The sequence below is a fragment of the Reichenbachiella faecimaris genome (genome assembly GCF_900176375.1).
Taxonomy (GTDB): Bacteria; Bacteroidota; Bacteroidia; order Cytophagales; family Cyclobacteriaceae; genus Reichenbachiella; species Reichenbachiella faecimaris.
This window is the reverse complement of the sequence record NZ_FWYF01000003.1, coordinates 229,949-242,342: the sequence shown is the minus strand read 5'-3', so window position 1 is coordinate 242,342 and position 12,394 is coordinate 229,949. Positions and strand designations below refer to the sequence as shown.

Here is a 12,394-nt window from a genome sequence, read left to right as displayed (position 1 = left end):
TTCCTATTTGCAGAATTAATCTGATTGGACAGACCCTAATGATAAGGCTAAAGATAGAAAAAATAATATATCGTTGTCATTCAGTTTACATGATTTTAACACCATCACTTCCTCGAACCTTTAAGTGTTCAATAAATTATATTGCCAAGTGATGGAAATGAGATTTTGAGTTGTTAGAAATGAAAGGGTTAATTTCCTAACAAGCAGCCTCTCTAAATTTTATTTTTAAAGAAATTGACAATGTTATTTTTAGCATTATGATAATGTTAGATTAGATTTGATTGTGAAAGGTTTCAATTGTCTAAAAACATAAATCAATTTGTTTTTTATTGGACTTTTTTAATATTAAGCAGTGAGTAAAACAGTGAAGCAAAGAATTATAGGTATTGTATTATTACTTACCTGCTTGAGTGGTTGTATTCAAATAGAAAACACAAAAGACACTCAAGTCAAAAAATCTATTGTGTCTGATGTATCCAATCTTGGTGCAGAAGTGGTAGAAGAAACTGAACATGAAGCTGTATCCCTACTCGGTCAGAAATTATATCCACCAACATTACCTGATAAAGTTCAAGCCAAGAGGCAGAAGGAGCTAGAAAGTGCAGAAGAAAACTTCAACAACAACCCAGATAGTCTTGACAACATTATTTGGTACGGCAGAAGGTTGGCCTACCTCTACCAGTATAAGTATGCGATCCAAATTTTCACTTTAGGGCTAAATAAGTTTCCAGAGTCATACAAGCTCTATAGACACAGAGGACATCGCTACCTCACCATTCGCCAGTTTGACAAAGCTATTCAGGATTTAGAAAAGGCTGTGTTTTATTCCAGAAATGCCCCCATTGAAATGGAAATTGACGGTCTGCCTAACAGAAGAAATATCCCCCGAAACTCAGTTCAGTACAACATCTGGTATCATCTGGGGCTTGCCTATTATATGAAAGGCAATTATGACAAATGTGTGTCTGCTTTTAAAAAATGCCTCTCTATTTCGGACAATGATGACATGCTGGTAGCGGCTTCGGATTGGCTCTATATGACCTATCGGAAATTAGGAAATTCTGAAGCTGCAGAAGCATTGCTAGAACCAATAAAAGCCAGAATGAATGTCTTGGAAAACTATGCCTATCACAATAGACTTTTGATGTACAAGGAAATAAAAAAGCCTGAACAGTTGTATAAACTGAACAAAGACGGGCAAATTGCAATAGATGATATGACATTAGGTTATGGCGTGGGTAACTGGTACTACTACAATGGCCAGACAGAACAAGCCATGGAAATTTTCAGCCTTATGATGGAAAGTCCCTACTGGCAAGCCTTTGGTTATATTGCCGCAGAAGTAGAGTTAAGCAATGTGAATGCTGGCTCTTAGCCAATTTCTACTTTGACATCATCACTTTCTGGATGCCCCACACAAAGCAACACATATCCTTCTGCTTTTTCTTCATCAGATAGACCATCATCTTCGTCCATTTTGATCGTACCTTCCAGGCATTTGCCCCTACAAGCAGTACAGAGTCCGCTTTGACAAGAATATGGCATGTCGATATTTCGATCCAATCCAGCTTCTAGAATGGTTTTATTGGCTGGCACCTCATAAGTGTATTCTTCACCTTCCAGCAAAATCGTAACTTCTCTTACTCCATTGACATCTGCAATGATGGCACTTGGAGAAGTATTGCCAGCAACAAAACTCTCCTTAAATTTTTTGTCTTCTGGTATTTTCAATTCTTCCAGTGTTTCCCAAACGATATTCATCAGTGGCTCTGGACCACAGGTCATAAATGAGAAGTCAGAATAATCCCCTTTCAGTTCTGTAATGATCTTCATCAAACTTTCTTTGGTCATATACCCAACATGACCGCTCCATTCTGCTGGAGGAGTTTCGAGGAAATGCACAACATCCAATCTCCCTTTATATTCCTTTTGCAAACCTTCAATAACACTCTTGAATATGATTGAATCTATGTCACGATTTGCATATACCAGAGATACTTTACTGTCTGGCTCATTTTTTAGTAGGGATTTTGCGATTGCCATCAATGGTGTAACTCCGCTTCCTCCACCAAAAAGAAAGACCTGTCTTTTGTTTGACTCATTGATATCCAAAACAAAAGAACCCATGGGCTCCATGATTTGAATGACATCACCAGCCTTTACTTCATGGTTGATATAGTTGGACATGATACCACCATCTACTGCCTTCACAGTAACGGCAGGTAATTCTCCCAAAGAAGGCGCACTGCATAGAGAATAAGCTCTTCTTACTTTCTTGCCATTGATGGTCAAAATCAAAGTAATAAATTGCCCAGGTTGGTATTTGAGATCTCCATTTTCAGGCTGCTCAAAAACGAGGGTTACAGCGTCATTTGTTTCTTTTACTACCTCCTTTACTGTCAAGTTGATATATCTTGAATCAGTATTTTCCTTCTTCTTTTTTTTCTTAAAAAAACTAAACGCCATTGTGATATATGCTAAGAGAGCTGATGCTCCATGTTTTTCAATCTAATATTTAGGAAAGCAAATTTAAACGCTAATCGGCTGTCGCCAAAATCATTTAATAGACTTAATTGATGAGCTCATTTGAATTGTTTTTGATTCAGATACTTCGCAGTTTCCGCATCCTTTTGGGCAACCATTCTTTGCGGTAAACTCCAAGTAAACTTTTCTAACCACAAAAAAAGTAGCCAAACTGAATAATGTCCAAATCAATAATTCCTGTATCATTTCAGGCAAAATTACCAGTGCTTTTTGATAATCGCTAGCATTTCAGCATGTATCGTATTCGCAGCCAAAATTTCACGGCCAAATAAATAGTTATCCCCTCCTGAAAAATCTGTAACCGTCCCTCCTGCTTCTTCTACAATTAATGCGCCAGCTGCAATGTCCCAAGGGTTGAGATTGTACTCGAAATAACCTTCATATCTGCCTAAGCCTACATACACCAAGTCAATAGCCGCACTACCCAATCTTCTAAGACCATGTGCATTTTGCATTAATTCATTGAGAATGGATTGGTACTCTGGCATTCTGTCAAAGTCATAATAAGGAAACCCTGTAGCAAGTAAGCTATCTCCCAACGTTGGTAATTTGGAAACACGAATGGGCTTGCCATTGCAATAAGCACCCCCACCTTGATACGCATGAAAACAGTCATCTCTCCCAATATCAAAGACTACCCCAGACACAATCTCCGTGTCTCTAGTCAGGGCAATACTTGTAGAATAAATAGGTAGGCCATGTATGAAATTTGTCGTGCCATCTAAAGGGTCAATGATCCATTTATACTCCGTATCAGATTCCTTTTCTGTTCCCTCTTCCGTAATAAATCCAGCTTCAGGAAGAATCTTTTTGAGCTTCTCCACCATCATTTTCTCGGCCTCTTTGTCTACATAAGAAACCAGATCATTTTTCCCTTTGAGCTCTACATCTTCGTAATCAAAACTTTCAGCTTCCTTTTTTATAAACGCACCACATTCGAGTGAAAGGGTTACTACTTGCTGGGTGATGTCTTTGATATTCATTTTCCTGCTATTATCACGACGATTTCTCCTTTTACTTTTTGATCTCCAAAGTGATCGATAATTTCCTGAATGCTACCATTCACAGTTTCTTCATATAATTTAGTCAATTCTCTAGAAACAGAAGCCTGCCGATCAAAACCTAAAACCTCTCCAAATTGCTTAAGTGCCTTGACCAAACGATGTGGTGACTCGTAGAAAATCATGGTTCTCGATTCCTCAACCAATGCTTGCAAGCGCGTTTGCCTTCCTTTTTTCTGTGGTAAAAAGCCTTCAAACACAAAACGATCACTGGGCAAGCCAGAAGCTACCAATGCAGGAACGAAGGCAGTTGCACCTGGCAAGCACTCCAGCTTCACATCAGCTTTCAAACATTCTCGAACCAGCAAAAACCCAGGGTCGCTAATGGCGGGCGTACCTGCATCAGAAACCAGGGCCATTGTTTTTCCAGCTTTGAATTCTTCAATCAGTTTTTCAATCTGCTTGTGCTCATTGAATATGTGATAGCTTTTTAGCTGGCTTTTGATGTCATAATGCTTAAGTAGCGTGCCTGTAGTCCGCGTGTCCTCAGCCAGGATCATGTCAACAGTTTTCAGCACTTCCAATGCACGAAGGGTGATGTCAGCCAAATTTCCAATAGGAGTAGGTACCAGGTATAAAGAAGCCTTGAATTCCATTAGTCGATCAGGGAGTCTATGACTTGAGCCAATTTTCTATCCTTCTCTGTCACAATATTACCAGCATCATGAGTAGAAAGGGTGATGGTCACTTGATTGTACACATTGGACCAATTGGGGTGATGGTTCATTTTTTCAGCTTCAATAGCCACTTTGGTCATAAAACCAAAAGCCTCTGTAAAATTCTTGAATTTGAATGTTCTTGAAAGGGTGTCGTTTTCTTCTTGCCACATAATCGTAAAAATAGGTAGATCCTTTCCCAAAGTTATAAACTTTGAGAAAGTTCGTTGATTTGACTGGGATATGTCATTCTTGCTTTATTATCATTGCGCGATGCAAGAAGTACCTACTATAGAATTGCTCGGTTTGCAGGTGACCGAGCCCATGACGTGGATTACCAATTGGATGGTGGCCACTGCCTGTTTTGTTTTTGGACATAAACTCTTTTATGATGAGCAGGCTGATGTCTCACAGAAGTTTTGGGCATTGTTTTTTTTATTTATGGGATTAGCTTCAACCACAGGGGGTATTGCTCACGGATACCTTCTCTATGTAGGTCATAAGTTTCATCAAGCTGCCTGGCTCTTGAGTGGTATAGGTATTTTTTGTGCACAATTGGCTGTTTTGCCTTTAATTGAGAAGCCAAAAATCCGATCCTTTGTAAGGATTTTCTGCTACACGCAACTCATGGTAATGTCTGCTTCTATATTGATATTTCAACATTTTTCAAGTGTATTGATTGATTCTATTGTTGGTCTAATTGGTGTAGTCATTCCTGTTTCATTGGCACATTATACCAGATACAAGGACAAAAGATCTGCATTGGTTATAGTAGGAGTGCTTACGAACCTGATTCCGGCTTTTATCCACCTACTTAAATTTTCCATCAATGAATGGTTCAATTTTAACGACATCAGCCATGTGGTGATGATTGGATGTTTTTATGTGATGTATAAGGCGGCAAAGATCGAAATTAAGGGAAGTAACGCAAGCGTCAGCCAACTCATCTAAGAACAGAATACCCAAAATTTATTTGGGAAGGTCAACCTTTTTAAGTGTTTTATTTGCGGCATTCAATTTTTCAGGAAAAATGACTTGCTCTTGATTGTTCGATCGCAGTTTCTTTTTATTCCCCTTTGATGACTCTCTCCTTTTTGTTTTCTCAACTTCCATAGTCCAATTTACTTATTTTCTTCGTGCTAAAAAAGCATCATAATTACAGCCTAGACTAAACAACTCCCATTTATTTTCTGCTAGACCATAGAGGTCGAAATTCCTGAGTATTTTGGGCAGGTTGTTAGATAGGCTCATTTGATAAAGTCGGTTTTTAATTTTTGAATTTCCTTGAGCAAAAATCCACACTTCTGGCTTTTCTAATGTGAATTTGGAAATTATGGAAGCTATTGTGGTGAGGACTTTTAAAGTATCTCCATTATTTGAAATAGCATGATCATTTAAGGTTCTGTTAGATTCTTCGATATCTCCAAATGCTAGATTCTAAACATTTTCCTTATTTGTTTTTTGAAACTCGACTACTTTCTTAATTATTCCTTGGGAACCAACGCTTAAAAATTCGAAATGATAGGAGTCTCCTTTGTTTTGAAATTCGTACCCTGAATGCTTCATAACTAATTATCCAACCAATCAGGCAACCAACTCACGATTTCGGGGAATACAATCACTGCTACAAGTAGCAATATTTGAATAGCTACAAATGGCACAATACCACGATATAAATGGCTCGTCTTGATTTCTGGAGGTGCTACTCCTTTGAGGTAAAACAATGAAAACCCAAAAGGTGGCGTAAGGAAACTGGTTTGTAAGTTCAGCGCGATCAATATACCAATCCAAATCAAATCCACACCCATTGCTGAAAAAATCGGCGCCGCCACTGGAACAATGATGAATATGATTTCGATAAAATCAATAAAAAATCCAGCTACAAATACAACAAGTAATACAACTGCCAGAAACAAATGAGGTGAAAATCCGCCTTGTGTTATCAGGTCTGAAAGCAATCGATCTCCACCCATCGCTCGGAATACCAGGGAAAAAGAGGTCGCTCCCACCAAAATCATAAATACCATACAGGTAAGAAAAGTCGTGTCTCGCATCACCTCTTTGAGAATGGTCAGGCTAAATTTCTTTTGCACGACTGTGAGCAGGATAGAACCAATAGCCCCAACTGCAGCCGCTTCTGTAGGTGAAGCAATTCCCGCGAAAATGGAGCCCAACACGAGCAAGATCAAAAGGAAAGGCAGCACAAAAGCTACCACGATTTTCTTCCACGCTCCTTCAGACCAAAAATTTTGACGTTCCTCTTTTGAAATACTTGGGGCTGCATCAGGCCTCAGGTACGATACGGCGATAATGTAAATAATATAGAGTCCCACCAAAATCACTCCTGGCACAATAGCAGCAGTAAACAAGTCCCCAACCGAAACATTCAATACCGTCCCTAAAAGTACAAGTACCACAGAGGGCGGGATGATCTGACCCAATGTGCCTGAGGAAGCAATCGTCCCAGTTGCCAGTGTTGGCGAATAGCCGCGCTTGAGCATGGTGGGTAAACTGATCATACCCATGGTGATCACTGTAGCGCCTACGATTCCTGTAGAAGCTGCCAGCATCCCGCCAACTATCACTACAGAAACAGCCAATCCTCCTTTCATTCTACCAAAGAGGCTGGCCATGGTATCAAGCAGACTTTCTGCCAATCCAGACTTCTCTAGCATAATCCCCATGAAGACAAACAAAGGCACAGCGATCAACACGAAATTGTGCATGGTGCCATAAATACGCAATGACAGCAAATAGAAAAAATCAATGTCATACATAAGAACGCCAGCCAATATAGAAAGGCCACCCAACGTAAAGGCCACAGGATAGCCAAATAAAATCAGCAAAAAGACCAGTGCAAAAAGCAGAAGAGGCAGATATTCAGAAATCATTCAGCTGGTCGATTAAGTATGATTAATAGAGAAGAAAGCCCCTCAGAAACTGCCTGAATCAATAGCAACAAAGCGCCCACTGGTATAGTGGACTTAATGATAAATCGATGTGGCAATCCTCCGGGCTCTGGGCTTGATTCAGAAATCTCCCAGGCATCTATGGCGAAGGGAATGGAGGTTTGAATGACAACCAGACAAAACGGAATTAGGAATATCAAAGTGCCAATCAAATTGACCCAAGCCTTCTTGCTATCACTAAATCTTGAATAAAATACATCAACCCTGACGTGCCTGTCATGTTTGAGGGCAAAGGCTGATCCTAACAAAAACAATGTGGCAAACAGGTGCCATTCCAATTCCTGATTAGCCGAACTACTCCAACTAAATGCATACCTCAATAATACATCTATTCCGATCAGAACTACCAAAATCAGGCTGATCCACGAGACCCATTGACCTGTTTTTTCGGTAAACTGATTGATATATTGAATGAGTTTTTTCATGAAAATTCAGTTCGCAAAATAGACAGATTTTTGGAATAATACTTTCTTGAATTAGTTAACACAAGAAGCAACTCATTACCTCGAATGAAAGAGAATTAATTACTTTTATAAACTATATATCAACACAATGAACTCAGGTTCGGTTATGAATGCAAAAACAGAGAATACCGAGAAAATAAAGTTCTTAATATCGGAACTGAAGCGTCTTATGCCAATGCAGGATAAAGATCGAAGTCGTCTTGATCGTAAGTTAAGGTTGGAGTTTAATTATAATTCTAATCACATGGAAGGCAATACACTAACTTATGGACAAACAGAACTTGTACTATTTTTTGATAAAGTAGCTGGAGATGCTCCACTCAGTGATGTTGAAGAAATGAAAGCGCACGATCTTGCTCTTATTCAGATAGAAGAAATGGCTAAAGACGATGAAAGGCCTCTCACTGAACAATTTATTAAGGAATTGAATGAAATCATTCTGGTTAGACCATATTGGAAAGAAGCAATAAGCCCTGAAGGTATTTCAACACGAAAACAAATAGAAATAGGCAAATACAAATCAACACCAAATAGCGTAAGGCTTAGAAGTGGCGAAATTCATAATTATGCCTCTCCGGAAGAAACCCCAACTTTAATGGGTGAATTAATGGAATGGTATAGAGAAAATATGAACCATTTGAATCCAATTCACTTAGCCGCTCTCTTTCACTACAAATTTGTTTGTATTCATCCATTCGACGATGGCAACGGAAGAGTCTCTAGGCTGATCATGAATTATATACTATTCAAAAACAACTTGCCTCCTATTATCATAAAATCAAAAGACAAGGAAAAGTATTTGACCGCATTACAAAAAGCTGATGTAGGTGATTTAGAAGCCATTGTCTCTTACATAGAGTCTCAAATGATTTGGTCATTGGAACTTTCCATCAAAGCGGCCAAAGGACAATCTATTGATGAACATGGCGATGTAGAAAAAGAAATTGAAATGCTGAGGAGAGAGAAACTCACATCTTCTCAAATCTACAAAACCCCTAAGGTGGCTTATAACCTCTTTAATTTTATGAAGGGAGAATTATGGGAGCCTTTGGAACAAACACTATCAAAATTTGATGACTTTTTTTCTGAAGCAAAAACCTATCGCTATTTCAATGGAATAAAAGTAGACAAGACCAGAACCATTAGATCTGGCATTTTGGCATTTGCCACCAGAGAAGAAATTGAAAAAGAATACAATATTTTTGAACACGATATAGCTGAAGACGAAGTTTCTAGTATTCAATGGACTAGACAAATGCTTTCTTTAAAATCAGCTTCTAAAAAAGTGGACATTAAAATAGGTCTCAAGATCGAGTTTAATGAATCCTCATACTTACTAACAATAGGAGAAAGCAATTCATCTGGAAAAGTAGCCCATTCTTTCAATGTTGCTTTAATTCAAAAGGACAACATCTACAACAAACTCATTATGACTGATGAGGTGGAAAATATCATTAAAACAATATCCAATCATGTCATAGAACAAATTAGACTTAATGATTAAACACTCAAAACATAAGACACAAAAAAACCACTTCAATCTCTTGAAGTGGTTCGTTAATTATCTAAAGGGATTACTCCTTGATATATCCTTTTCTTTTCAAAATGGTCTCTACGAACTTGATCTCATTGTTAGAATTAAAAATTCTATGAGGCAAGTGCACATGCTGTGCTTTGTTGATCGTCAATAGGAAGTGATCTTTGCCTGACACAGCTCTTTTGATATTGTCCCATTTCATAGGCATGCCTTGTTTGCTATTAAGTTTGATCAGAATCTGCTGACTATTGATTTCATAACTTAGTTTTTCAAACATAAACTTGCCTTGCTCCAATTGAGAAATTCCTGCAAACTGGATCAACCAAAACAATAAATACAATGATAGCACGATACTCGCCCCTGTAATCCACCAGTGGTTGGGAATCCAGAAATACCCAGCACAAATTGCCAGATAAATCAATAGCACCCACCATTGGTCTTTAATCAAATTTCCAAATGCCAATTTCACGTACGTCCCCGTGGTCATTTGATATTTTTTAGTTTTTACGTTCATTCGTGTTCTACTTTACTGCTTTCAAACTAATATCTAAACTGGTATAAGAGTGGGTCAATGCGCCTATGGATATATAATCTACCCCCGTCTCTGCCATCTCTTTAATATTTTTTTCTGTGATTCCACCTGAAGCTTCCGTCTTGCACTTGCCTCCAATGATTTGGATAGCTTCTCTCATAGCAGACGGCAACATATTGTCCAGCATAATCACATCTACACCACCCACCTCAATCGCGTCACGCACCTCATCAAGGTTTCTGGTTTCCACTTCTATTCTTAAATCTTTGTCATTGTCGACCAAATATTTTTTTGTGCGCGCTACAGCTGCTTTTACACCTCCAGCATAGTCCACATGATTATCCTTGAGCATCACCATATCGTACAAGCCGAATCTATGGTTTTCACCACCTCCAATCTTCACCGCCCATTTTTCACAAATCCTAAAATTAGGTGCCGTCTTTCTTGTGTCCAACAGCTGTGCATGTGTATGCTTAATCATATCTGCCAGCTCTCGTGTATACGTGGCAATCCCACTCATACGCTGCATGCAATTGAGCACCAATCTTTCCGTAGACAGAATGGATCTGGCTTTCCCTCTTACAGTCAACCCTATTTCTCCTTCCGAAACGACATCACCATCTTGCTTCAGCACAGTAACTTCCAACTCAGGATCAAAGCGATTAAAAATCCATTCGGCCAATTGAATACCTGCGATCACACCATCACTCTTGATCAATAATCTAGCTTCCTGCTCCAAATTCTCAGGAATAGCAGCTAAAGTGCTATGATCACCATCTCCAATGTCCTCTTTGAGGGCGGAATCAATAAACTTAAATATGGCCTGCTTGGTCAGATACTTAATTTTCATTGTTGACTTGAGTTTTCGGCTGCTGCGAGCGGCAAAAATATACAACTGAGATTTATTGGTTCAATGGTTTAATGATTTATTGCACCAATACGCGAATATCTGGCTAACTTCATTCTAAAAAACAAAGCACACCACATGACAACTGTATCTGGCCAACTCATTGATATCCCCAGCCGCACAATCTATCCAGCAAATGTTCACTTTGAGAATGGCATTATTCAAAAAATAGAAAAAGTTGAAAAAGCTCGTGATCAATACATATTGCCTGGTTTTGTGGATGCCCATGTTCATGTGGAGAGTTCCATGCTGGTGCCATCAGAGTTTGGGCGACTTGCTGTAGTCCATGGAACCATAGGCACCATTTCCGACCCACACGAAATTGGGAATGTGCTTGGCGTGAAAGGCGTGGAATATATGATTGAAAATGGTAAGCAGATCAATTTCAAATTTCATTTTGGGGCTCCCTCTTGTGTACCTGCCACTACTTTTGAAACAGCTGGTGCGGAAATCACTGTTGAAGATGTGGAATACCTGCTCAAAAAACCAGAAATCAACTATCTGGCAGAAATGAAATGATGAATTGGCCTGGCGTACTATTCAATGACGAAACAGTATTGGCAAAAATTGCAAAAGCAAAAGCATTGGATAAACCCGTAGACGGTCATGCCCCTGGTGTAAAAGGCCAACAAGCTAAAACCTATGCTGCCGCTGGCATCAGTACAGATCACGAATGTTTTACAATAGAAGAAGCTCAAGACAAGCTAGACTGTGGGATGAAAATACTCATTAGGGAAGGCAGCGCTGCCAAAAATTTTGAAGCGCTTATTCCCCTGTTGGATAAAAACTATGAACGAATCATGTTTTGCTCGGACGACAAACATCCAGACAACTTAGTAGAAGGTCATATCAATTTGTTAGTCAAAAGAGCATTGGCCAAAGGCAATGATTTGTACAAAGTCCTTCAAGCAGCTTGTATCAATCCTATCAAACATTATAATATGAATGTAGGGCTACTCCACGAAAATGATGCTGCAGACTTTATAGTCATTGATAACATAGAAGATTTCAATATCCAGCAAACTTGGATCAATGGAGAGTTGGTCGCAGAATCAGGTAGATCCAACATCCCAAAAGTCAAAAACAAAATCATCAACAACTTTGACTGCCAGCCGAAAACAGCCCATCAATTCAAAATAGAAATCAAAGGCACTAAAGTGCAGGTAATGGAAGCCCTGGACGGACAGTTAATCTCTAATTTGTTGACTTATGACAGTTCACTAATTGATCATGCCAATCAAACCAATACCGAAGAAGACTTACTGAAAATCACAGTAGTCAATCGCTACAAAGAAGCGGCTCCAGCGATCGGCTTTATTAAAAATATTGGATTAAAAGAAGGGGCGATTGCCTCTTCTGTGGGACATGATTCGCACAATATTATAGCTGTGGGTGTTGATGATGCATCTATGGCTAAAGCAATTAATCTTATCATTGAAGCCAGAGGTGGAGTATCTGCTGTAGGCAAAGGAGAAGAGAAGCTTCTTGAGCTACCTGTGGCTGGCATCATGTCCGAAAAAGATGGTTATGAGGTAGCCAATGCCTACAGTGAAATTGACGCCTTTGCAAAATCATTGGGTTCTTCTTTAAACTCTCCCTTTATGACCCTATCGTTTATGGCATTGCTCGTGATCCCAAAGGCCAAAATGAGTGACCTTGGTTTTTTTGATGGAGAGGTATTTAAGTTTATTGATGTATTTACAGACTAAGCTTATCTTCGCCCT

13 protein-coding genes and 1 pseudogene are annotated in these 12,394 nt (G+C 39.1%); 5 read left to right on the top strand and 9 right to left on the bottom strand.

The features are described 5' to 3' along the window. The first annotated feature begins 364 nt into the window (after nucleotides 1–364). The gene (locus tag B9A58_RS13575) at nucleotides 365–1,375 is read left to right on the top strand and encodes a tetratricopeptide repeat protein (protein ID WP_139793891.1); all 1,011 of its coding nucleotides are present in this window, start codon (nucleotides 365–367) and stop codon (nucleotides 1,373–1,375) included. Here B9A58_RS13575 and B9A58_RS13570 read toward each other — a convergent pair. The 4 genes from B9A58_RS13570 to B9A58_RS13555 form a co-directional block, all read right to left on the bottom strand. After that, nucleotides 1,372–2,466 (bottom strand): ferredoxin--NADP reductase, encoded by a 1,095-nt coding sequence (locus tag B9A58_RS13570; protein WP_084373416.1) that lies wholly within the window; start codon nucleotides 2,464–2,466, stop codon nucleotides 1,372–1,374. The two genes, B9A58_RS13575 and B9A58_RS13570, sit on opposite strands and share 4 nt — an antisense overlap. A 275-nt stretch (nucleotides 2,467–2,741) precedes the next feature. After that, nucleotides 2,742–3,527, bottom strand: a complete 786-nt coding sequence (locus tag B9A58_RS13565; RefSeq protein WP_084373415.1) for an inositol monophosphatase family protein — start codon at nucleotides 3,525–3,527, stop codon at nucleotides 2,742–2,744. Next, entirely contained in the window at nucleotides 3,524–4,201 is a 678-nt protein-coding gene (gene rsmI / locus B9A58_RS13560) for a 16S rRNA (cytidine(1402)-2'-O)-methyltransferase (RefSeq protein ID WP_084373414.1), read from the bottom strand. The genes B9A58_RS13565 and rsmI overlap by 4 nt, the downstream gene beginning before the upstream one ends. Next, a complete protein-coding gene (locus tag B9A58_RS13555; RefSeq protein WP_084373413.1) occupies nucleotides 4,201–4,434 on the bottom strand; it encodes a 4a-hydroxytetrahydrobiopterin dehydratase in 234 nt (77 codons plus the stop codon). Before B9A58_RS13555 ends, rsmI begins: the two co-directional genes overlap by 1 nt. 70 nt (nucleotides 4,435–4,504) lie before the next feature. Between B9A58_RS13555 and B9A58_RS13550 the strand changes: the two genes are divergently transcribed. Further along, on the top strand, nucleotides 4,505–5,212 hold the full coding sequence (locus tag B9A58_RS13550) for a DUF6962 family protein (RefSeq protein ID WP_139793890.1): 708 nt from the start codon (nucleotides 4,505–4,507) through the stop codon (nucleotides 5,210–5,212). Between the two features lie 174 nt (nucleotides 5,213–5,386). On the opposite strand, the pseudogene B9A58_RS20805 reads toward B9A58_RS13550, so the two are convergent. The 3 genes and pseudogenes from B9A58_RS20805 to B9A58_RS13540 form a co-directional block, all read right to left on the bottom strand. Beyond that, nucleotides 5,387–5,827 (bottom strand): annotated as a pseudogene (locus B9A58_RS20805) (DUF6934 family protein). Between the two features lie 2 nt (nucleotides 5,828–5,829). After that, a complete protein-coding gene (locus B9A58_RS13545; RefSeq protein ID WP_084373411.1) occupies nucleotides 5,830–7,152 on the bottom strand; it encodes a TRAP transporter large permease in 1,323 nt (440 codons plus the stop codon). Next, entirely contained in the window at nucleotides 7,149–7,655 is a 507-nt protein-coding gene (locus B9A58_RS13540) for a TRAP transporter small permease subunit (RefSeq protein ID WP_084373410.1), read from the bottom strand. Before B9A58_RS13540 ends, B9A58_RS13545 begins: the two co-directional genes overlap by 4 nt. Before the next feature lie 283 nt (nucleotides 7,656–7,938). Here B9A58_RS13540 and B9A58_RS13535 point away from each other — a divergent pair, with 283 nt between their 5' ends. Next, a complete protein-coding gene (locus B9A58_RS13535) occupies nucleotides 7,939–9,198 on the top strand; it encodes a Fic family protein (protein ID WP_176214785.1) in 1,260 nt (419 codons plus the stop codon). Between the two features lie 70 nt (nucleotides 9,199–9,268). On the opposite strand, the gene B9A58_RS13530 is transcribed toward B9A58_RS13535, so the two are convergent. Continuing rightward, entirely contained in the window at nucleotides 9,269–9,745 is a 477-nt protein-coding gene (locus B9A58_RS13530) for a YcxB family protein (protein ID WP_084373408.1), read from the bottom strand. Between the two features lie 7 nt (nucleotides 9,746–9,752). After that, nucleotides 9,753–10,613 carry a carboxylating nicotinate-nucleotide diphosphorylase gene (gene nadC / locus B9A58_RS13525; RefSeq protein WP_084373407.1) on the bottom strand — a complete coding sequence of 287 codons (861 nt, stop codon included), beginning with the start codon at nucleotides 10,611–10,613 and terminating at the stop codon, nucleotides 9,753–9,755. 135 nt (nucleotides 10,614–10,748) lie between these two features. Between nadC and B9A58_RS20800 the strand changes: the two genes are divergently transcribed. Together B9A58_RS20800 and B9A58_RS13520 are read left to right on the top strand one after the other, a co-directional pair. Further along, entirely contained in the window at nucleotides 10,749–11,189 is a 441-nt protein-coding gene (locus B9A58_RS20800; protein ID WP_394334428.1) for an amidohydrolase family protein, read from the top strand. Continuing rightward, nucleotides 11,186–12,379, top strand: coding sequence for an adenine deaminase C-terminal domain-containing protein (locus tag B9A58_RS13520; protein WP_394334427.1), 1,194 nt, complete (start codon nucleotides 11,186–11,188; stop codon nucleotides 12,377–12,379). The genes B9A58_RS20800 and B9A58_RS13520 overlap by 4 nt, the downstream gene beginning before the upstream one ends. The last annotated feature ends 15 nt before the right edge of the window (nucleotides 12,380–12,394 follow it).

What these genes read in the sequence shown, in the direction of transcription:
- B9A58_RS13570 (WP_084373416.1), bottom strand. Translation starts at nt 2,466, where the DNA reads ATGGCGTTTAGTTTTTTTAAGAAAAAAAAGAAGAAGGAAAATACTGAT.
- B9A58_RS13565 (WP_084373415.1), bottom strand. Translation starts at nt 3,527, where the DNA reads ATGAATATCAAAGACATCACCCAGCAAGTAGTAACCCTTTCACTCGAA.
- rsmI (WP_084373414.1), bottom strand. Translation starts at nt 4,201, where the DNA reads ATGGAATTCAAGGCTTCTTTATACCTGGTACCTACTCCTATTGGAAAT.
- B9A58_RS13555 (WP_084373413.1), bottom strand. Translation starts at nt 4,434, where the DNA reads ATGTGGCAAGAAGAAAACGACACCCTTTCAAGAACATTCAAATTCAAG.
- B9A58_RS13550 (WP_139793890.1), top strand. Translation starts at nt 4,505, where the DNA reads ATGTCATTCTTGCTTTATTATCATTGCGCGATGCAAGAAGTACCTACT.
- B9A58_RS13545 (WP_084373411.1), bottom strand. Translation starts at nt 7,152, where the DNA reads ATGATTTCTGAATATCTGCCTCTTCTGCTTTTTGCACTGGTCTTTTTG.
- B9A58_RS13540 (WP_084373410.1), bottom strand. Translation starts at nt 7,655, where the DNA reads ATGAAAAAACTCATTCAATATATCAATCAGTTTACCGAAAAAACAGGT.
- B9A58_RS13535 (WP_176214785.1), top strand. Translation starts at nt 7,939, where the DNA reads ATGGAAGGCAATACACTAACTTATGGACAAACAGAACTTGTACTATTT.
- B9A58_RS13530 (WP_084373408.1), bottom strand. Translation starts at nt 9,745, where the DNA reads ATGAACGTAAAAACTAAAAAATATCAAATGACCACGGGGACGTACGTG.
- nadC (WP_084373407.1), bottom strand. Translation starts at nt 10,613, where the DNA reads ATGAAAATTAAGTATCTGACCAAGCAGGCCATATTTAAGTTTATTGAT.
- B9A58_RS20800 (WP_394334428.1), top strand. Translation starts at nt 10,749, where the DNA reads ATGACAACTGTATCTGGCCAACTCATTGATATCCCCAGCCGCACAATC.
- B9A58_RS13520 (WP_394334427.1), top strand. Translation starts at nt 11,186, where the DNA reads ATGATGAATTGGCCTGGCGTACTATTCAATGACGAAACAGTATTGGCA.